This is a genomic window from Marinobacter sediminicola (assembly GCF_031157525.1).
Lineage (GTDB): Bacteria > Pseudomonadota > Gammaproteobacteria > Pseudomonadales > Oleiphilaceae > Marinobacter > Marinobacter sediminicola.
The window spans coordinates 315,747-334,754 of sequence record NZ_JAVIXR010000001.1 but is presented as its reverse complement, the minus strand read 5'-3'; the positions used below and the strand labels follow the sequence as shown (position 1 = coordinate 334,754).

The 19,008-nt window shown below is 53.4% G+C and carries 20 protein-coding genes; 15 read left to right on the top strand and 5 right to left on the bottom strand.

What is annotated here, in order from left to right:
- Positions 1–2 precede the first annotated feature (2 nt).
- The 5 genes from RG807_RS01485 to infA all read left to right on the top strand — a co-directional run bounded on the left by RG807_RS01485 (position 3) and on the right by infA (position 3,826).
- Positions 3–914, top strand: a complete 912-nt coding sequence (locus tag RG807_RS01485; protein WP_298447611.1) for an AAA family ATPase — start codon at positions 3–5, stop codon at positions 912–914.
- Positions 915–1,053: 139 nt separating this feature from the next.
- A complete protein-coding gene (gene trxB / locus RG807_RS01480; protein ID WP_309043263.1) occupies positions 1,054–2,007 on the top strand; it encodes a thioredoxin-disulfide reductase in 954 nt (317 codons plus the stop codon).
- A gap of 21 nt (positions 2,008–2,028) precedes the next feature.
- Positions 2,029–2,742, top strand: coding sequence for a leucyl/phenylalanyl-tRNA--protein transferase (aat, locus tag RG807_RS01475; RefSeq protein WP_298447614.1), 714 nt, complete (start codon positions 2,029–2,031; stop codon positions 2,740–2,742).
- Entirely contained in the window at positions 2,743–3,456 is a 714-nt protein-coding gene (locus RG807_RS01470) for an arginyltransferase (protein ID WP_309043262.1), read from the top strand. It abuts the gene before it with no gap.
- A gap of 151 nt (positions 3,457–3,607) precedes the next feature.
- Entirely contained in the window at positions 3,608–3,826 is a 219-nt protein-coding gene (gene infA / locus RG807_RS01465; protein WP_071263575.1) for a translation initiation factor IF-1, read from the top strand.
- Positions 3,827–3,921: 95 nt separating this feature from the next.
- Here the strand turns inward: infA and clpA are convergent, their stop codons facing one another.
- On the bottom strand, positions 3,922–6,192 hold the full coding sequence (gene clpA, locus RG807_RS01460; protein WP_309043261.1) for an ATP-dependent Clp protease ATP-binding subunit ClpA: 2,271 nt from the start codon (positions 6,190–6,192) through the stop codon (positions 3,922–3,924).
- A gap of 18 nt (positions 6,193–6,210) precedes the next feature.
- The gene (clpS, locus tag RG807_RS01455; protein WP_298449510.1) at positions 6,211–6,570 is read right to left on the bottom strand and encodes an ATP-dependent Clp protease adapter ClpS; all 360 of its coding nucleotides are present in this window, start codon (positions 6,568–6,570) and stop codon (positions 6,211–6,213) included.
- A gap of 322 nt (positions 6,571–6,892) precedes the next feature.
- Here clpS and RG807_RS01450 point away from each other — a divergent pair, with 322 nt between their 5' ends.
- The 8 genes from RG807_RS01450 (at position 6,893) to RG807_RS01415 (ending at position 13,905) form a co-directional block, all read left to right on the top strand.
- Positions 6,893–7,174, top strand: a complete 282-nt coding sequence (locus tag RG807_RS01450; protein ID WP_309043260.1) for a cold shock domain-containing protein — start codon at positions 6,893–6,895, stop codon at positions 7,172–7,174.
- A gap of 171 nt (positions 7,175–7,345) precedes the next feature.
- Positions 7,346–7,984 (top strand): pseudouridine synthase, encoded by a 639-nt coding sequence (locus RG807_RS01445; protein WP_309043259.1) that lies wholly within the window; start codon positions 7,346–7,348, stop codon positions 7,982–7,984.
- On the top strand, positions 7,981–8,430 hold the full coding sequence (locus tag RG807_RS01440; RefSeq protein WP_309043258.1) for an NUDIX hydrolase: 450 nt from the start codon (positions 7,981–7,983) through the stop codon (positions 8,428–8,430). The genes RG807_RS01445 and RG807_RS01440 overlap by 4 nt, the downstream gene beginning before the upstream one ends.
- A gap of 51 nt (positions 8,431–8,481) precedes the next feature.
- A complete protein-coding gene (gene mnmA, locus RG807_RS01435; protein WP_309043257.1) occupies positions 8,482–9,666 on the top strand; it encodes a tRNA 2-thiouridine(34) synthase MnmA in 1,185 nt (394 codons plus the stop codon).
- Positions 9,663–10,307: a high frequency lysogenization protein HflD gene (hflD, locus tag RG807_RS01430; RefSeq protein ID WP_298447626.1), complete on the top strand. Its 645-nt coding sequence runs from the start codon at positions 9,663–9,665 to the stop codon at positions 10,305–10,307. The genes mnmA and hflD overlap by 4 nt, the downstream gene beginning before the upstream one ends.
- 89 nt (positions 10,308–10,396) lie before the next feature.
- Positions 10,397–11,764 (top strand): adenylosuccinate lyase, encoded by a 1,368-nt coding sequence (purB, locus tag RG807_RS01425; RefSeq protein ID WP_309043256.1) that lies wholly within the window; start codon positions 10,397–10,399, stop codon positions 11,762–11,764.
- A 16-nt stretch (positions 11,765–11,780) separates the two neighbouring features.
- A complete protein-coding gene (locus RG807_RS01420) occupies positions 11,781–12,932 on the top strand; it encodes a ribosomal protein uL16 3-hydroxylase (protein ID WP_309043255.1) in 1,152 nt (383 codons plus the stop codon).
- A gap of 4 nt (positions 12,933–12,936) precedes the next feature.
- On the top strand, positions 12,937–13,905 hold the full coding sequence (locus RG807_RS01415; protein WP_309043254.1) for a GNAT family N-acetyltransferase: 969 nt from the start codon (positions 12,937–12,939) through the stop codon (positions 13,903–13,905).
- Here RG807_RS01415 and RG807_RS01410 read toward each other — a convergent pair.
- Entirely contained in the window at positions 13,894–14,904 is a 1,011-nt protein-coding gene (locus RG807_RS01410; protein ID WP_309043253.1) for a LysR family transcriptional regulator, read from the bottom strand. The genes RG807_RS01415 and RG807_RS01410 overlap by 12 nt on opposite strands.
- A 246-nt stretch (positions 14,905–15,150) precedes the next feature.
- Here RG807_RS01410 and RG807_RS01405 point away from each other — a divergent pair, with 246 nt between their 5' ends.
- Both RG807_RS01405 and RG807_RS01400 read left to right on the top strand, forming a co-directional pair.
- Entirely contained in the window at positions 15,151–15,924 is a 774-nt protein-coding gene (locus tag RG807_RS01405) for a hypothetical protein (RefSeq protein ID WP_309043252.1), read from the top strand.
- Positions 15,917–17,923 carry an ATP-binding protein gene (locus tag RG807_RS01400; protein ID WP_309043251.1) on the top strand — a complete coding sequence of 669 codons (2,007 nt, stop codon included), beginning with the start codon at positions 15,917–15,919 and terminating at the stop codon, positions 17,921–17,923. The genes RG807_RS01405 and RG807_RS01400 overlap by 8 nt, the downstream gene beginning before the upstream one ends.
- Here RG807_RS01400 and RG807_RS01395 read toward each other — a convergent pair.
- A complete protein-coding gene (locus RG807_RS01395; RefSeq protein ID WP_309043250.1) occupies positions 17,883–18,350 on the bottom strand; it encodes a MarR family winged helix-turn-helix transcriptional regulator in 468 nt (155 codons plus the stop codon). The genes RG807_RS01400 and RG807_RS01395 overlap by 41 nt on opposite strands.
- Positions 18,351–18,358: 8 nt before the next feature.
- Positions 18,359–18,889 carry a glutathione peroxidase gene (locus RG807_RS01390; protein ID WP_353962116.1) on the bottom strand — a complete coding sequence of 177 codons (531 nt, stop codon included), beginning with the start codon at positions 18,887–18,889 and terminating at the stop codon, positions 18,359–18,361.
- Positions 18,890–19,008 lie beyond the last annotated feature (119 nt).

Genomic DNA, 19,008 nt, shown 5'->3' with positions numbered 1-19,008 from the left:
GCATGAAAAACCTGGTGGACAACGTAGTTACCGAACTGAACCAGATCCTGCTTGGCAAGGAGCACCAGGTTCGCTTGGCCCTCTGTGGCCTGCTCGCCAGTGGTCACTTGCTGATTGAAGACATTCCAGGCATGGGCAAAACCACCCTCTCCCATGCACTGGCCAAAGTGATGGGGCTTAGTTACCAGCGCATTCAGTTTACCAACGACTTGTTGCCCGCTGATGTGCTGGGCTATTCCATGTACGACAAACAAGCAGGGAGTCTGGTATTCCACCAGGGCCCTATTTTTGCCCAGGTGGTCCTGGCAGACGAAATCAACCGCGCGTCGCCACGAACACAGAGCGCACTGCTGGAAGCAATGGAAGAGCGCCAAGTATCCATTGAAGGCGAAACCCGACCACTACCCCATCCGTTTTTTGTAATTGCCACCCAGAATCCTACAGAACAAGGCGGCACCTACCCTCTGCCGGAATCCCAGCTTGATCGTTTTCTGATGCGTATTCGGCTTGGCTATCCCGACCCGAGAGCAGAGCGGGAGTTGTTGGAAGGCGAAGATCGCCGAGTAATGACAGACAGGCTCGGCACCCTGCTCTCCGAGACCGAGCTCGCCAAACTTCAGGAAGAGGTAACCCGCATAACCGCCAGCCCGGCACTGCTGGACTACATCCAACGCTTGCTGGAACAAAGCCGCCGCATGCCCGGACTGCTCTATGGTTTGTCACCCAGAGCCGGGCTTGGGTTGCTCAGAGCCACTAAAGCCTGGGCGTTGATGGAAGGCCGCCGCCACGCACTACCTGATGATATACAAGCAGTATTCCCGTCGATTGCCGAACACCGCCTCGAACAAGGCGAATCCGGAAAAAGTTCTGAACGCGTACGCCAACTGCTGGCCAGCGTTTCGGTACTGGAGTAACCGCATAGATAGCATTGCTTTATCGGAGGAATTGAGCAAAACAAATGGAAGCTTGCTGCTTTCGTGATAGCCTTTTGCCCTTCCTCGCAATACAGGCTCCCAATGAGCCCGACACGTACCGAACAAACGAGAGACACCCATGAGCGAAACCAAACATTCCCGGCTAATCATCCTCGGCTCCGGCCCCGCCGGATACACCGCCGCTGTCTACGCAGCCAGGGCAAACCTCAACCCGACCCTGATTACTGGCATTGAAGTCGGCGGCCAGCTCACCACCACCACCGACGTAGACAACTGGCCAGGCGATAACGACGGCGTACAAGGCCCGGAACTCATGCAGCGCATGCTCAAACACGCTGAGCGCTTCGAGACCAACATCGTATACGACACCATCAACGAAGCAGACCTACAGACCCGCCCCTTCCGCCTCAAAGGCGACAGCGGCGAATACACCTGCGATGCCCTCATCATCGCTACCGGTGCGTCTGCCATGTACCTCGGCCTGGAGTCGGAAGAAAAATTCAAAGGCCAGGGCGTATCCGCCTGCGCCACCTGCGATGGTTTTTTCTACAAAAAACAAAAAGTCGCCGTGATCGGTGGTGGCAACACTGCTGTTGAAGAGGCACTGTACCTCTCGAACATCGCCGCAGAAGTCACCCTGGTACACCGCCGCGACAGCCTCCGCGCAGAGAAAATCCTGCAGGACAAACTCTTCGACAAAGCGGAAAACGGCAACATCAACATCGTTTGGGATCACACCCTCGACGAAGTTCTGGGCGACGGCACCGGCGTAACCGGCATGCGTATCAGAAGCATGAAAGACGACTCCAAACAGGATCTCGACCTGGCGGGCGTGTTCATCGCCATCGGCCACAAGCCCAACACCGGCTTGTTCGAAGGCCAGCTGAACATGGAAAACGGCTACATCAAGATCCAGTCCGGCCTCGAAGGTATGGCCACACAAGCCAGCATCCCGGGCGTATTCGCCGCCGGCGACGTAGCCGACCACGTTTACCGCCAGGCCGTAACCTCCGCCGGTTTCGGTTGCATGGCTGCATTAGATGCCGAAAAGTTTCTGGATCAGCAAGCTTAAGAGTTATCGGCAAAAGACAGGATGACTTCACTACCCTGGCTAGACCCCGACCAGCTGTGGTTCCCCTCAGCCGATGAAGCCCTCGACGACCCCGATGGCCTCCTCGCGCTGGGTGGTGATCTCTCCACAGAACGGCTAATCCTCGCCTACCGCAGCGGCATCTTCCCCTGGTACAGCGACGACCAACCCATACTCTGGTGGTCCCCAGACCCCCGTTGCGTGCTCTTCCCCGAAAACATACACATATCCCGAAGCCTGCGCAGAACGCTCAACCAGAGGCGCTTCAGCGTCACTACAGACCAAGCCTTCAGCCGAATCATCCGCTTGTGCGCCTCCACCCGCAGCGAAGGCACCTGGATAACCGACGACATGATCGCAAGTTACTCAGCCCTGCACCGCCAGGGAGTCGCCCACTCCATCGAAGTATGGAACCAGAAAGGCGAGTTGGCGGGCGGCATGTACGGGCTGGCCATTGGGCAATGCTTCTTTGGCGAATCCATGTTTTCCCTGGAAACCAATGCATCCAAAGTGCTCATGGTCCATCTTGCCCACCAACTGCAAGACTGGGGCTATCGAATCATGGACTGCCAGGTAGAAAGCTCTCACCTTCTCAGCATGGGCGCACGCACCCTACCAAGAAACGAGTTCTTATCTATAATCAGTGAGTATGCGGACAAAAAACCGAACCAGAGCAACTGGACATTCGACTGGCAGTGGAACCGGCCGGAGGCGTAAATGAGTAGTCTGAGAACTCTGGTGTTCTACGCAACACCAGCCCACGACTGCAGCTATCTTCCAGATCGCGAAGCGACAACTATGTTTGTCGACCCGCGCGCCCAAATCGACAAAAAACTCTATAGCCAACTGACCGCACTGGGCTTCCGGCGCAGCGGCTCACATTATTATCGCCCGCACTGTGAAGCGTGCAACGCCTGTATCCCGGTGCGACTGAACGTGAATCACTTCCAACCGGATCGCAACCAACGCCGGGTCATGAAAAAGAACAGTGATCTGGAATGCACACTGGTGCCGGCCGCCTTCAATGAGAGCTACTATCGGCTTTATGCCAACTATGTGGAACTGCGCCATAAAGACGGTGACATGTACCCGCCCTCCCGTGAGCAGTTCATTTCCTTTCTGGTGGAAGGAAACTCCGACTCCTGGTTCCTGGAAATGCGCAAAGACGGAGAACTGCTAGCATTGGCCGCAGTCGACGTTCTGGATGACGGGCTCTCCGCCATCTATACCGTATTCGATCCGGCTCAAGAGGGCCGTAGTTTGGGCACCTTTGCCGTTCTCTGGCAAATTGAAGAGACGCAAAGACGCAAACAGCCGCACCTCTATCTTGGATACTGGATAAAGCAGTGCAACAAAATGAGTTATAAAACGCGGTTCAAGCCCCTGGAAGCGCTCCATGATGGTCAGTGGCGAGTCCTGACAACCGAATAACACGGCATGACACGTAAATACCGATATAAACCGGTAATAAGCGGCTTTATTTGCCGCCAATAATGAACTCACTTTGCCAAACGGCTACAAATAAGGCAGAATTGCGCAATTTAAAATTACGGAAAGTATTTTCAACAGAGGTTTTTACTGAATGGCGAAGACAGATGCTATTGAAATGGAAGGGGTTATTCTTGATACCCTTCCGAACACCATGTTTCGCGTTGAGCTGAGCAACGGGCACGTTGTTACCGCTCACATTTCCGGCAAGATGCGTAAAAACTACATCCGCATCCTGACCGGCGACAAGGTCAAGGTTGAATTGACGCCTTACGATCTGAGCAAAGGCCGAATTGTGTACCGCGCCCGTTAATATTACGGCCGACTTCGAAGACGAATAAAAAAACCGCTGCATCACTGCAGCGGTTTTTTTGTTAGTGCCTTTGCTTGGCTGGCCTGCCAGCCGCCTCAGACGGCTTCTGCAGGTTCATCCTCATAATCGAACACCAACTCATCATCCTTGAGGTGGATAAATACATCCCCGCCCTTCTCGGACAGCCTGCCAAACAGTATCTGCTCAGCAAGTGGGCGCTTGATCTTGTCCTGAATCAACCGCGCCATGGGGCGTGCACCCATCGCGACGTCATAACCCTTATCCGCAAGCCACAACTTGGCCGCATCATCCACATGCAGAACCACGTGCTTTTCATCCAGCTGCGCCTGCAACTCGGTGAGGAACTTGTCCACAACGTGAGTGATGGTGTCCCTCTGCAGGTCCCCGAACTGGATAATGCTATCCAGACGGTTGCGGAACTCCGGCGTGAAGGTCTTGCTGATAATTTCCATACCATCACTGCTGTGGTCTTGCTCGCTAAAGCCCATCGAGCGGCGAGCCATGCTTTCAGCTCCGGCGTTGGTGGTCATCACGAGAATCACGTGGCGGAAGTCAGCCTTGCGCCCGTTGTTATCGGTCAAGGTACCGTGGTCCATAACCTGCAGAAGCAGGTTGAACACTTCCGGGTGCGCCTTCTCGATTTCGTCCAGCAGCAGAACACAATGCGGGTGTTTGTTAACAGATTCCGTTAACAAACCGCCCTGGTCGTATCCTACATACCCCGGTGGGGCACCAATCAGACGAGAAACTGTGTGGCGCTCCATGTATTCCGACATATCGAACCGAACCAGTTCGACCCCAAGCGCTTTCGCAAGCTGCTTGGTCACCTCTGTCTTACCAACGCCCGTGGGCCCGGCAAACAGGAAGGAACCCTGGGGTTTCTCTGGCGCTTTCAAACCGGCACGGGCCAGCTTGATTGCCATTGTCAGCGATTCAATGGCGGGATCCTGTCCGAACACCACCATCTTGAGATCACGCTCCAGATTGCGCAGCAGATCCTTGTCGCTGGTAGACACGTTCTTCGGCGGAATACGAGCGATCTTCGCAACCACATCCTCAATCTCCGGGACATCCACCGTTTTCAGGCGTTTATCCTCAGGCATCAGACGCTGCCTTGCGCCAGCCTCATCAATTACGTCAATGGCTTTATCCGGCAGGTGGCGATCAGTGATGTAACGATCCGCCAGCTCTGCAGCGACGCGCAAAGCCCGATCTGTGTATTTCAGATCGTGGTGCTTTTCGAAGTTCGACTTGAGCCCCCTGAGAATCTGGTAGGTATCCTCAACGCTCGGCTCGTTCACATCGATCTTCTGAAAGCGACGGGCCAGCGCACTGTCTTTCTCGAAAATGCCACGGAATTCTTGATACGTCGTGGATCCAATACAACGAATCTCACCTGAGCTCAGCATTGGTTTTAGCAGGTTCGAGGCATCCATTACGCCACCAGATGCAGATCCCGCTCCAATAATGGTGTGAATCTCGTCGATAAACAGAATTGCGTGCTTTTGTTTTTTCAACTCCGCCAGCAGTGCCTTCAGGCGCTTCTCGAAGTCACCGCGATACTTGGTTCCTGCCAAAAGTGCGCCAAGATCCAGCGAATACACGACGCCGTCGGAAATAATATCCGGTACCTGACCATCGACGATGCGCTTGGCAAGTCCTTCTGCAATAGCAGTCTTGCCTACGCCAGCCTCACCGACCAACAAAGGGTTATTTTTGCGCCGGCGCACAAGAATCTGCACCACGCGTTCAACCTCATGTTCACGACCGATCAACGGATCAATCCGTCCTTGACGGGCTTGTTCATTCAGGTTGGTAGCGTATGTCTCCAAAGGTTTGGACTGCCCACCTTCTTCGCCAGAATCTTCAAGTGACGCCTGCTCAGTGCCATCCTGATCTTCAGCGCCTTGAACACGGGATATGCCATGGGACACGAAGTTGACGACATCAATGCGTGCAACGCTCTGTTTCTTGAGCACATACACGGCCTGGCTTTCCTGCTCACTGAAAATGGCGACCAGAACATTGGCACCGGTAACCTCTTTCTTGCCAGAAGATTGCACATGAAATACGGCGCGCTGCAATACTCGCTGAAACCCTAGTGTTGGCTGGGTCTCGCGCTCGTCATCGCTACCCGGAATCAATGGTGTTGTGGAGTCCACAAATTCAACCAGCTCATCATGAAGCTGCTTGAGGTCTGCACCACAGGCTTTGAGAACACCCACTGCAGATTCATTCTCCAGCAGAGCCAACAACAAATGCTCTACGGTCATGAACTCATGGCGCTTGTCGCGGGCACTTTTAAAGGCCGAATTCAGCGTAATTTCAAGATCTTTGCTCAGCATGGGCCACCCCAACTTGTATCAGTCTGCACATTCAATCTCGCAAAGGAGCGGATGGTCGCATTCAGAGGAATACTGGTTCACCTGTGCCGCCTTTGTTTCCGCGATGTCTCGGGTATACACCCCGCATACCGCCTTTCCCTGCGTATGGACGAGCAGCATCACCTGTGTCGCCTTTTCTTCATTCATACCGAAGAAGGTCATCAACACATCCACTACAAAATCCATGGGTGTGTAATCGTCGTTCAGAAGCATCACCTTATATTGTGCCGGACGCTTCAGTGCAGGCTTTTCGGGAGCAACGCTCAGATCGTCATGACGTCCTGGCAGTTCTTCCTCCCCCTGATTTAATACTAGTAGAGAATTTTCGATAGTCCGCATCATTCTTTACCGGTTATCGGTGTCCTTCATTAATGTGGTTGCCTGGTACCGGGTTTTCAAGTCAAATCCAAACCCGAGCGTGAGATAATTAACAATACGAACATGATACCGCTTCCGGACTGCGTTCAACCACACAATACCGCAATACAAGCTATTGACTCGACCCCGGGTTTCACCGACAGTTAACCTACCGTGTAAAATAATGTAAATATATGAGCAGTTCATGTAACTGTCTCGTAGAGCCAAAACCGGAAAAAAATATTCAAAGCTGGTTTTGAAGCTAACAACAACAAGTGACAGCAAAGGAACAAGGGAGTTCATCATGCCAAGAGGCAAGGTAAAGTGGTTCAACAATGCCAAAGGGTACGGTTTCATCATTGAAGATGGCTGCAGTGACGACCTGTTTGCCCACTTTTCATCCGTGCAGATAGATGGGTATAAAACGCTCAAAGCCGGCCAGACGGTCAGTTTCGAGAAGAAACCTAGCGACAAAGGCGTGCATGCCGTAAACATAGTGCCAGATGAGCATCCGGCTTCGTCAAACACAGCCGGGCAAGATACAGCCGAGCACGAGGACCACTCTCCTCGCGCCATGAACGGCTAAGGCGGCTTTGTCACACTAACCGTGCACATAGTGAGCCTTCCTGCCGGAGCAATCCGGCAGGCTCTTGTTTGTTTGTGCGCAGAGCACTCAACCTGCCTAGTGCTTCCAAACTCCGCCTTTTCTCCGTAACCTCCCTTCCTAACCTCATTTCCCCGCCTTGGAGACACCTCTGTGGCTGAACTTATTCTCTTTAACAAGCCCTTCCAAGTACTCTGCCAATTTACCGACGAGCCTATGGCTGATGGGCGAGCATCACGGGCCACCCTGGCCGACTGGATTCGCATTCCAGGCGTCTACCCTGCTGGCAGGCTGGATTACGATTCGGAGGGGCTACTATTACTTACAAGTGATGGGGCTCTTCAGCATCGAATTGCATCGCCCGGGCAAAATATGCCTAAAACCTATTTGGTTCAGGTTGAAGGCACTCTTTCTGCACGCGCCATAGAAAAGCTATCAGCAGGGGTGACACTCAAAGACGGCCCCACCAAGCCTGCAAAAGCACGCATAATCACGGAGCCAGAGCTTTGGCCCAGGACACCACCCGTGCGCCGCCGCGACACGGTACCCACCAGTTGGCTGGAACTGACCATCACCGAAGGGCGCAACCGACAGGTACGGCGCATGACTGCTGCTGTCGGGTTTCCAACGTTGCGACTGATCCGCTATCGTATCGGTGACTGGTCGTTGGATGGGCTTGAGCCGGGCAAATACCGAAAGATAGCCATCAACCTGCCCGCGGCATCACACCCTGGAAAACAACCGTTCCACAGACGTTCTGCCAAGACGCCAAGGAGAGGACGAAGCTCATGACCTGGACCCCACACGCCACCGTAGCAGTGGTTGTTGAAGATGCTCACGGTCGCTTCCTGATGGTTGAAGAGCGCAGCAGCGGCAAAGTTGTATTTAATCAGCCGGCTGGGCATGTTGAGGAAGACGAGGCCATTCTCGACGCGGTACGCCGGGAAGCTCTGGAAGAAACAGGCTGGGACATCGAGCCCGAGCACTTTCTCGGGCTGTATACCTACAAGGCGCCCGCTAACGGGGTGACCTACTACCGTTTCTGCTTCATTGGCAGAGCACGCAAACAGGTAACCCATGAGCTCGACACCGGTATTATTGCGGCCCACTGGTTGTCGCTGGAAGACATCCGGCAGCTGGGCGACAAACTTCGCAGCCCGCTCGTCATCAAAAGCATAGAGGATTACCGAAAGGGTCGGTGCTTTCCATTGGATGTCATCGCAGACTCGCAGACGTAACCAGCACAAAATGGTAAACTCTCGCGTTTTGCACCGGTGCCCAGAGCTGTCATGACAATTCCATCATTCGAAGCAAAGTCTCCCGAGAAAACCCACGTCATCGTTGGCATGTCCGGTGGTGTCGATTCATCGGTTGCTGCCTGGTTGCTCAAAGATCAGGGCTATCAGGTCGAAGGCCTGTTCATGAAGAATTGGGACGAGGACGACGGGACGGAATACTGTACCGCCATGACGGATCTGGCTGACGCCCAAACCGTGGCCGATGCAATCGGCATAAAGCTTCACACTGCAAGCTTTGCAGCCGAATACTGGGACCGCGTATTCGAACACTTCCTTTCCGAGTACAAAGCAGGCCGCACCCCCAATCCGGACATTCTGTGCAACAAAGAGGTGAAATTCCGGGCCTTTCTGGATTATGCGGTTACCCTGGGCGCGGACTACATTGCTACCGGGCACTACACCCGTCAGCGCCCGCTTTCGGATGGCTCAGGTAAAGCACACCTGCTGAAAGGTCTGGATGGCAACAAAGACCAGAGCTACTTCCTGCATGCGGTTTCAGGGGACCGAATCGCTCGCACCCTGTTCCCGGTGGGTGAGTTGGAAAAGCCCGAAGTTCGCCGGATCGCCGAGCAACAGGGGTTTATAACCCATGACAAGAAAGACTCCACCGGCATCTGCTTCATTGGCGAGCGCAAATTTACCGACTTCCTGAAGCAGTATTTACCAGCGCAGCCGGGTGATATCGAAACTCCGGATGGTATAAAAATCGGCCGACACCAAGGCCTGATGTATCACACCATAGGCCAGCGTCAGGGCCTTGGCATTGGTGGCTTGAGCGATTTTAATGACGAGCCCTGGTATGTGGCCGAGAAGGATCTTGAGCGCAATGTACTGCTTGCAGTACAAGGCAAACACCACCCTCTTCTATTTTCTCGCGGCCTGTTATCAGACCCAATTGACTGGGTTGCAGGTAAACCGCCAGCCAGTAGTTTCCGCTGCATGGCGAAAACTCGCTATCGCCAACCGGATCAGGCCTGTGACGTCACGGTTATTGATGGTGGTGTTCAAGTTGTTTTTGATAACGCCCAAAGAGCGGTGACGCCGGGGCAATCCGTGGTTTTCTATGACGGCGACATTTGCCTTGGGGGTGGCGTAATAACCGAAACCTGGCGTGATGGTGAAGCCCTGCCAGATCGTGTCCTGACAACACAGCGTACACAGGATGCACACCCATGAGCCGGTCGCTCCACGACCAGACCCTTGCATTGGCGGGCGTATTTCAAGCCGCCAATCTGGTTCAGCAAATTGCGAACAATGGCACCTGCAACACGGACAGCCTGGAAACCTGCCTGCGCTCTCTGTTTGCAACTGACCCGGCCAGCACCCTCGATGTTTATGGTGGCGAACTCGCCGATGTGCGTGAGGGGCTGGTTACGCTTTCTACAGTTATGAGCGAACAAAAGAAGCAGCAGGATATTGAGGTGCTGCGCTACGTACTGAACCTCATTCATCTGGAATCCAAGCTCAACCGTCACAACGACATGCTGGAAGTGATTGGCAGCCGAATTGATCAGGCCCGGCACACCGCCAGCCATTTTGGCTACGTGCATTCGAACCTGATCAGCAACCTGGCTTCCATTTACACAGACACCATCAGCACCTTCAGCCTGCGCATTCAGGTGAGCGGCAACCCTTCGCTACTACAACGGGATGAGAATGCCGCCAAAGTACGGGCACTTCTGCTGGCAGGCATTCGGTCCGCCGTGCTATGGCGACAGTCCGGCGGACGCCGATGGCAGCTGGTTTTATCCCGTCGGAAGGTGATTCAACATGCGCGAGAGCTCGCCGAGAAAGCGAACCGCTCGTTCGATAACTGATCTGTTGCCACTGATTCACCCGCCATGCTGGTGTATTATGGTCTATCCCTTTTTCTGAACCGATTCTTTGATTATTTGAGAGGTTTTCAATGGAACTCAACGCCCTGACCGCCATATCCCCGGTCGATGGACGCTATGGCAGCCGAGTCAGCGTTTTTCGTGATATTTTCAGTGAGTACGGCCTGATCAAGAACCGCGTGACGGTAGAAATCCGTTGGCTGCAACAATTGGCGGCGCACCCGCAGATCACCGAAGTTCCAGCATTCAGCCCAGAGGCAAACGCCTTTCTTGACGGTATGGTCAGCAACTTCAACCTGCAAAATGCCGAGCGCATCAAGGAAATCGAGCGCACCACGAACCACGACGTGAAAGCCGTTGAGTATTTTATCAAGGAACAAATTGCCGAGGTTCCGGAACTGCACGCAGTCACCGAATTTGTGCACTTTGCCTGCACCTCGGAAGACATCAACAACCTGTCGCACGCTCTGATGCTGCGGGAAGGCCTGGCCAAGGGCCTGCTACCTGCCATGAACCAGGTTGCCAACAAGCTGAGCGATCTTTCCCAAGAGCATGCTGAACAACCCATGTTGTCACGCACCCACGGCCAGACAGCCTCACCAACCACCGTCGGCAAAGAGTTTGCCAACGTGGTGTACCGCCTGCGCCGCCAAATCAAGCAGATCGGCAACATTGAAATTCTGGGTAAGATCAACGGCGCCGTAGGCAACTATAACGCTCACATCTCTGCTTATCCTGCAGTAGATTGGGCAGCCAATGCCAAAACGTTTATTGAAAACCTTGGTCTCGACTTCAATCCGTACACCACACAGATTGAACCCCATGACTACATCGCTGAGCTATACGACGCCGTTGCCCGCTTTAACACCATCGTGATTGATCTCGACCGGGATATCTGGGGTTATATCTCACTCGGTTACTTCAAGCAGAAAACCATTGAAGGCGAAGTGGGTTCGTCCACCATGCCCCACAAGGTTAACCCGATTGATTTCGAAAACTCCGAAGGCAACCTTGGGATTGCTAACGCAGTACTTGGCCACTTGTCTGCCAAGTTGCCGATTTCCCGCTGGCAGCGCGATCTGACCGACTCAACCGTGCTACGCAATCTGGGCGTTGGTTTTGCCCACAGCCTGATTGCCTACGAAGCCACCCTGAAGGGACTGGGCAAACTGGAGATCAACTCTTCGCGCCTGGATGAAGACCTCGACAACGCGTGGGAAGTGCTTGCGGAGCCGATCCAGACGGTGATGCGCCGGTACAACATCGAGAAGCCCTACGAAAAACTCAAGGCACTGACTCGCGGAAAAGCCATGACGCCAGAGGTGATCCAGAACTTTGTGGAAACCCTTGAGATGCCAGACAGTGCCAAAGCGGAACTGATGGCACTGACCCCAGGCAACTACATCGGCAACGCTGTTGATCAGGCCCGCAACATCTAACTTGAGGAAGCACACCATGGATATGCTTGGCGGACTTTCGCCTTCGGAATTTCTGAGGGACTACTGGCAGAAAAAGCCTCTGGTCATCCGCCAGGCATTTCCCGGCTTTCAATGCCCCGTTGACGCCAACGAACTCGCCGGCCTTGCCTGCGAGGAAGGCGTAGAATCCCGCATCATTATCGAAAACGATAACGGCAAGCCCTGGCAGCTGCACAACGGCCCCTTCCAGGAAGACCACTTCAGCAAACTGCCTGCACAAGATTGGACACTGCTGGTCCAGGGCCTGGACCACTGGGTTCCGGAGATCGCAGATCTGCTTGAGCATTTCCGTTTTGTGCCTAACTGGCGCCTGGACGACATCATGGCCAGCTATGCGCCCAAAGGCGGCAGCGTAGGGCCTCACTACGATCAGTATGATGTATTTCTGCTGCAGGCACAGGGGCACCGCCGCTGGACCTTCGGAGGCCGCTGCGATCAGACCTCGCCCCGGGTAGAAGGCACCCCCCTGCGCATACTTAGCAGCTGGGAAGGCGAAGAAACTGTAACACTTGAGCCTGGCGACATGCTGTACTTGCCACCGGGCATAGGTCATCACGGCATAGCCGAAGACGATTGCATCACCCTGTCAGTGGGCTTTCGAGCGCCGACCGTTGACGACCTGCTCACTGGCTTCACAGACTTCCTGTGTAACCAACCGGGGGCCGACGCTCACATGAACGACCCCGACTTGCAGGTTCAGGATAACCCCGGCACCATCGCGCCTGACGTCATCGACCGCTTGCAAACGGTGCTCAGAGAAAAGCTGGATGACAAACGTCAGCTGGCGCTATGGTTTGGCCAATACGCCACCGCACCCAAAAACACGGATGTGGTTGTGCCTGCGGACGAACCTGCTTCAGATGAAGATATCGCTGTGGCTATCCGAGCGGGTGAGCAACTGCGCTGGAACGAAGGCTCTCGCTTTGCGTACCATGAAGAAAGCGGCGAAACCGCTCTGTTTGCAGACGGCGAGCAGTTTCTACTCAAGGGTGATGCGCGCCCCCTGGCACCCTTGCTGTGTGCCGGATCGCGCATTGATATGACCGGGCTGAAGCAGTTCGCTGGCGACCCTGCCCTCCTCGGCTTGCTGACAAATCTCTATAATCAGGGCTCTGTGTATTTCGAGTGATGCCATGACCGTTCGGATTCGGAAATACAGCTGGCAACTTGCCCCAAGGCATATCCGGGATATTCGCCAAAAGGTGTTTGTTGACGAGCAGAACGTACCACCAGAACTCGAGTGGGACGACACCGACGAAATTGCAGATCATTATCTTGCGGTGCTTCCTGACAACACCCCGGTTGGCGTGGCCCGGCTGTTTTCAACCATGGACGAAACCGGCCATATCGGGCGCATGGCCATACTGCCAGCATTCCGTGGTCAAGGTATCGGAGAGGCATTGCTTCAACACTTGATCGCTGAGTCAGCCGGGCAATACCAGGAGCTAAAGCTATCTGCCCAGCAGCACGCCATTGCATTTTATGAACGGGCCGGCTTCCATGTCTGTTCCGAACCATACGACGATGCCGGCATACCTCATCTGGATATGCGCTGCCTGGCCCCAGCTCTACTTGAAGCACAGGCAAACTCTGGAAGGCTCACACCTCTGCAACTGGGCAAAGACGCTCAATCCTGGCTTTTTGAGGGTGAAAGCAGCCTGCTAGGCCTTATGGACTCAATGGTAGGGCAGACGAACCAACGACTGTGGCTGTATGACCGCATACTTGATCACGATCTATATGATCGCAGCAGGTTCCGGGAACTGGTGTCGGATCTTGCTCGCCGCCACAGACTTAGCGAAATCCGCCTGTTGATTCATGACGACCAGCCCTTGATAAAGCGCCGGCATCAACTGGTCGAGCTCATGCGGCGACTGCCTAGTAAAATTGATCTCAGGTTGATCAACAGCGACTACCCTCACGATGACCAGCCTTTCCTTATCTCAGATCGCGAAGGCGTGGTTTATCGAAACGACTTTATCCGACCTTCAGGGTTCGCCAGCTTCGCAGACAGCGGGCGTGTCAGGTTGCTGTCTGAAAACTTCCAACGCATGTGGAACGCCGGGCGCACCTCCCTTGAGCTGCGCGAGCTACCGATCTGACGAGGGCGTCAGCTGCGCGTCTCCCGATTCAAAACGGGCGCCAAAGGGAGCAAACTCCTCGTCTACTTCTTCCGCAACATCTGAAATCAACCTTCGTAGCCACTGATGATCCGAGTTGTGTTGCAATAACGGGCTCCAGGCCATCTTCAGTTCAAAAGGTGGTATCTCGAAAGGCGGAATTTTCACCACCAGATTGGCGTTGTCTTTTTGCAGCCAGGCAGCCCGGGATGGCAGCGTGGCGATCAAATCGTGTTGCTCAGCCAGAAGCATGGCCGACTGATAGTGCCGGGTGAATACTGAAATTTGCCGCTTGCTACCCATACGCGACAAGGCTTCATCAACCCACCCGAGCCGCTGGACGTCCTTTGGGTTTACTCCGACACCGACACCAAATCCAGTTTTACTGACCCATATATGACTGGCCCCCAAGTATGAATCCAGGGTGAAAGGCTCTTTCAGAATCGGGTTTCGGGCATTCATCAGGCAGGCAAAGTACTCAATCCAAAGTGTTTTCTGGTGAAACGACTGAGGAATCTTGTCAAACCGGTTAATCGCCATATCCAGACGACCCTGCTCAACATCGAGAAAACTCACATCACTCGGAGTGAGAACATCAAGCGTCACATAAGGTGCTTCCTGTCGGATTCGACGCAACACCCGTGGCATCAGGCAGGATTCTGCATAGTCACTGGCCATGATGCGAAACACTCGCTGGCTTTCCAGCGCCGCAAACGGCGTTTTTTCCTGCACAGCCTGCTCAATGTCTGAAAGGATACTCCGGACCAAAGGCTGTAATTCCTGCGCGCGCTCAGTAGCGGTCATTCCTTCGCTGGTTCGCACCAGCAAAGGGTCACCAAAAAGATCCCGTAAGCGGCGCAAGCTGTTGCTCATGGCCGGCTGGGTAATACTCAGATGGTTCGCGGCCTTGGTTACATTGCGCTCTCTAAGCAAGACATCCAGATAAACCAGAAGATTAAGATCAATACGGGAAAGATTCATGAACGCCTCCTGAGGATCCAAAACACTATTGACCGGGCGAAACCTTTCAGCCCCATTCACCAGCCTAATATACAGCACATAATCAATTCATAGAATTGATATACAATACGAACTTTCACATTTGATTCCGGTTTCGATGCAATATTTCTGCTAATCTTTCTGATACTTGCCGGATGTTTCAGTACATCGAGTCAGATTTCTGTCGCAGGCATGACTTGCCCAAAAGCTGGAGTCATTACATAACAAATGAATACCATCACAATTGTCCTTGCCCTGGCGGCCATCGTTGTCATATCGATCATCGTAATTGTCGCCACTCAAATGCGCGAAAAAGCCCGCATTGAGCGTGCTCGCAAAATCACAGCACTGGGGGACAGCTACAAGCGATGTGAACGCCTGCTCGCTGAAATTCCCGGTCAATATCTGACATCTGAGCTGAAGCTTTTGTTACTCAAGCGCATGTTGGACATCTGCAATGACTTGGCAGGACTTAAATCCAGCCTGCCCGTGAACCAGTGGCGCGAATCCACAGAGCAACGAAAAACACTGGTGCGAGAAAACCGCGATGAGATGAGTCAGATCAGAATTGACTCAGTAGAAAAGTCGAATGCCGCAAAAGATCTGCTTCAAAATTTGTTCAAGCTGATTGAATCCATGCACAAAAGTGGGCGCATCGATGCGGCAACCGCTAAAAAGAACCTTAAGTATGTGCTTTTTCTGGTGCACAAAACCCACGCAGATCTGCATGTATTTCAGGCGCGTGACCTCATCCGCCAGAACGAGATACGCAAAGCCATTCACGCCTATCATCTGGCCAGCACAGAAATGGGTAAATCACAGGATAATCCGCTTGCCATGAAAGCGGTCAAGAGCTTCCGGATTCGCATAAAGGAACTGGAAGCCATGATGGCAGAGGGTGGCAACGGGAGCCCTGCAGAGTCCGGTTCCAAGCTCGACAAACAATGGGACGACTTTCTTCACGATGAAGAGTGGAAGAAGAAAGCCGACTACGATGACTAAAGGCTTTAAACACCGCCTCTCCTATCGCCTCACCCGTGACACGGTTCTGATTGCGATGGTGTTAGGGGTTATTCTTAACGTTGTACAAATCACCCTCGATTACTTCTCTGCTCGCAAGTCAATGGAAGAGGACATACAGGCGCTGATTGAAATCAGCCACAACCCGGCCTCCCAGATTGCTTACAATATTGACGTGCGCTTGGCCGAGGAGCTTCTCGACGGCCTCCTTCAGCACCCTGCCACCATTGATGCGCGAATCGTAGACAGTGATGGCAGCACCATGGCGGCCGCCAGCAAAAGAAGCTCCGACTCACCCTATCGCTGGATCAGTGACCGATTGTTTGGTCCCAGTAAGGTATTCAGCCGCCAACTGCGCGTTACCCAGCTCAACAACCTCCCACTTGGTCAGCTTGCTGTAACGATTGACACATACCACTACGGCTTGCAGTTCCTGGAGCGCGCCAGTTACACGCTTCTGAGCGGCTTTCTGAAGAGCCTCATACTGTCAGCATCACTGCTCCTGATCTTCTACCTCATATTGACGCGACCCATGCTCAGCGTGATCAATGCTCTCAACGAAGTGAAAGCTGATTCACCGGAAAAAATCCGTCTGCCCGTGCCACCCGGTCACAGGCAAGATGAAATTGGCACAATGGTCGGGATTATCAACCAACATTTGAACACTATGGACACCACTCTTGCGCAGCTACGCAAGGCAGAAAGTGCCATGAAAAACTATTCCAGCGAGCTGGAACACGAAGTTGAAAGCCGCACACGGGAAATATCTGACAAGAACCAGGCGTTACAGCGTGGCAATCGGGCGCTGGTAAAAGCCAAAGAAGATGCCATGCGTCGGGCCAAGGCAAGAGCAAACTTCCTGGCCAGCATGAGCCATGAAATACGCACACCGCTGAATGGTGTGCTCGGGATGCTCGGGCTTGCCCTGGAGGCCGAGCAGGACCCTTCAAAACACCACAGCCTTGAAATTGCTTTGTCGGCAGGCGAAAGCCTGCTTGGCATACTCAACGACATTCTGGATATTTCCAAAGTTGAAGCGGGTAAACTCAACCTCGAAACCATTCCCTTTAGTATGCGCGGCCTGATTGAAGAGTGCGCCACCCTGCACACTCAGCAGGCTGGCAAAAAAGGCATTGAGTTAATCGCAGAAACAGCTCCTGAGTTTCCGGATCAGTTCCTGGGTGACCCAACGCGTGTAAGGCAGATTCTGAACAACCTGCTTAGCAACGCAATCAAGTTCACAGAGACAGGCAGCGTGCGTATAGACGCAACTTACTCCGCAGGTATCATGACCATCGAGGTGTCCGATACCGGCATAGGTATGAGCAAAGAAGGTCTGCGCCGGATATTTTCACCCTTCTCCCAAGCCGATACGCAAACCACACGCCTGTATGGTGGCACTGGGCTGGGCCTGACGCTCTGCCGCCAGTTAATAGAGCGCATGCATGGTGAAATATCAGTCGATTCGAAAGAACAGCATGGAACCCGCTTTACGGTCACTCTACCGCTGCCGATATACAGCAATCCCAACCTGACCAGCACCCCCGAGCCTTCCAAACCGGCCAGTTTAGCCAAGCTCACTGCAGCACCACAACCCGCTCTCCGGGTACTTTTGGTTGAAGATAACGAAGTAAACCAGATGGTGGCTTCTACACTGCTTAAGAAAATGGGGCACCGTGCCGACATCGCAGAAAATGGACAGTTGGCGCTAACAGCCCTGAAACAACAGCAGTACGACCTTGTGCTTATGGATTGCCAGATGCCTGTAATGGATGGCTACGAAACAACCCGGCGCATCCGAAAAAATCCGGACTGGCAGAACTTACCCGTGATTGCTGTTACGGCAAACGTAATGCAGGGTGACAGGGCCGACTGCTTTGCCAGCGGCATGAACGATTACATCACCAAACCATACAACCGTAAGCAGTTAGCCGAAGCAATTACCCGCTGGGCTCCTCCTCAACCTCCTGAGCCTCAATAGCCTTTAGCACCGCATTGAGCTCGTGCCTCAGGGCAAGCAACCGTTCCGGCGAAACATCCAGGCCGCATAGCAGTTTTTGCGGGACTTGCGCCGCCTGTTCCCTCAACCCTGCGCCCTCATCTGTCAGTGATATAGTGACCACTCGCTCGTCATCCTGACGTCGCTCCCTGTGAATCAGCCCCCGTAGAGCCAAGCGTTTCAATAGGGGCGTAAGCGTGCCCGAATCCAGCCGCAACCGTGTACCAAGATCGGAAACGCGGGTTGGCTGATTAGCACTGGCCCGCTCCCAGAGCACTAGCATTACGAGGTATTGGGGATAGGTAAGCCCGAGCTCGGCAAGCAATGGGCGATACCTTGAGGTAATTGCCCGGTTGGCCGCATACAGGCTAAAACAGATCTGGTTATCCAGTGCTAATAATTCGTTCAAAACCTGGCCTACAAGAGCTTTTCAATATCAGCTTTGATATCTTCAGGCTTGGTGGTGGGTGGATAACGGCGCAAAACCTTACCATCACGCCCCACCAGGAATTTCGTAAAGTTCCACTTCACTTTTTCTGAACCGAGAAGGCCTTTTGCCTCAGACTTCAGAAACTGGAACAAAGGATGTGCGCTGTCGCCATTTACATCAATTTTAGAAAACATCGGAAAATCCACACCGTAGTTCAGGCTGCAGAACTCGCTGATAGCCTTGTCATCGGCAGGGTCCTGATTCAAGAACTGGTTACACGGAAACCCGAGCACCTCGAGCCCCTGCGCCCCAAGCTCCTTATGCAATGTCTGCAAGCCTTCAAACTGCGGCGTTAATCCGCATTTACTGGCGGTATTCACAATCAGCAGAACCTGGCCCTGGTAATCGGCCATCGCCTTTTCATTACCTTTGATATCTCGAACAGTGAAGTCATATATAGAGCTGGTAGACACAAATTTCTCCCTGGCAAAATCATGAGCGCCTGCACATGCAGGCATTTTTACGATCAGACATTTATATTGCACACAACTTAATTTGACACTACCTTGAAAAACCTACCCATGCAACGATTCTCGAAGCGGAAATAAAGCCGATATAGTGCTAACCCGCCATAATT

Bases quoted from the DNA above. Each gene is read 5' to 3' on its own strand.
- RG807_RS01400 (WP_309043251.1), top strand. From the start codon at position 15,917: ATGACTAAAGGCTTTAAACACCGCCTCTCCTATCGCCTCACCCGTGAC.
- RG807_RS01420 (WP_309043255.1), top strand. From the start codon at position 11,781: ATGGATATGCTTGGCGGACTTTCGCCTTCGGAATTTCTGAGGGACTAC.
- RG807_RS01440 (WP_309043258.1), top strand. From the start codon at position 7,981: ATGACCTGGACCCCACACGCCACCGTAGCAGTGGTTGTTGAAGATGCT.
- clpS (WP_298449510.1), bottom strand. From the start codon at position 6,570: ATGCGGACTATCGAAAATTCTCTACTAGTATTAAATCAGGGGGAGGAA.
- RG807_RS01405 (WP_309043252.1), top strand. From the start codon at position 15,151: ATGAATACCATCACAATTGTCCTTGCCCTGGCGGCCATCGTTGTCATA.
- RG807_RS01485 (WP_298447611.1), top strand. From the start codon at position 3: ATGAAAAACCTGGTGGACAACGTAGTTACCGAACTGAACCAGATCCTG.
- infA (WP_071263575.1), top strand. From the start codon at position 3,608: ATGGCGAAGACAGATGCTATTGAAATGGAAGGGGTTATTCTTGATACC.
- hflD (WP_298447626.1), top strand. From the start codon at position 9,663: ATGAGCCGGTCGCTCCACGACCAGACCCTTGCATTGGCGGGCGTATTT.
- RG807_RS01470 (WP_309043262.1), top strand. From the start codon at position 2,743: ATGAGTAGTCTGAGAACTCTGGTGTTCTACGCAACACCAGCCCACGAC.
- aat (WP_298447614.1), top strand. From the start codon at position 2,029: ATGACTTCACTACCCTGGCTAGACCCCGACCAGCTGTGGTTCCCCTCA.
- RG807_RS01450 (WP_309043260.1), top strand. From the start codon at position 6,893: ATGCCAAGAGGCAAGGTAAAGTGGTTCAACAATGCCAAAGGGTACGGT.
- RG807_RS01415 (WP_309043254.1), top strand. From the start codon at position 12,937: ATGACCGTTCGGATTCGGAAATACAGCTGGCAACTTGCCCCAAGGCAT.
- mnmA (WP_309043257.1), top strand. From the start codon at position 8,482: ATGACAATTCCATCATTCGAAGCAAAGTCTCCCGAGAAAACCCACGTC.
- trxB (WP_309043263.1), top strand. From the start codon at position 1,054: ATGAGCGAAACCAAACATTCCCGGCTAATCATCCTCGGCTCCGGCCCC.
- RG807_RS01390 (WP_353962116.1), bottom strand. From the start codon at position 18,889: ATGCCTGCATGTGCAGGCGCTCATGATTTTGCCAGGGAGAAATTTGTG.
- clpA (WP_309043261.1), bottom strand. From the start codon at position 6,192: ATGCTGAGCAAAGATCTTGAAATTACGCTGAATTCGGCCTTTAAAAGT.
- purB (WP_309043256.1), top strand. From the start codon at position 10,397: ATGGAACTCAACGCCCTGACCGCCATATCCCCGGTCGATGGACGCTAT.
- RG807_RS01410 (WP_309043253.1), bottom strand. From the start codon at position 14,904: ATGAATCTTTCCCGTATTGATCTTAATCTTCTGGTTTATCTGGATGTC.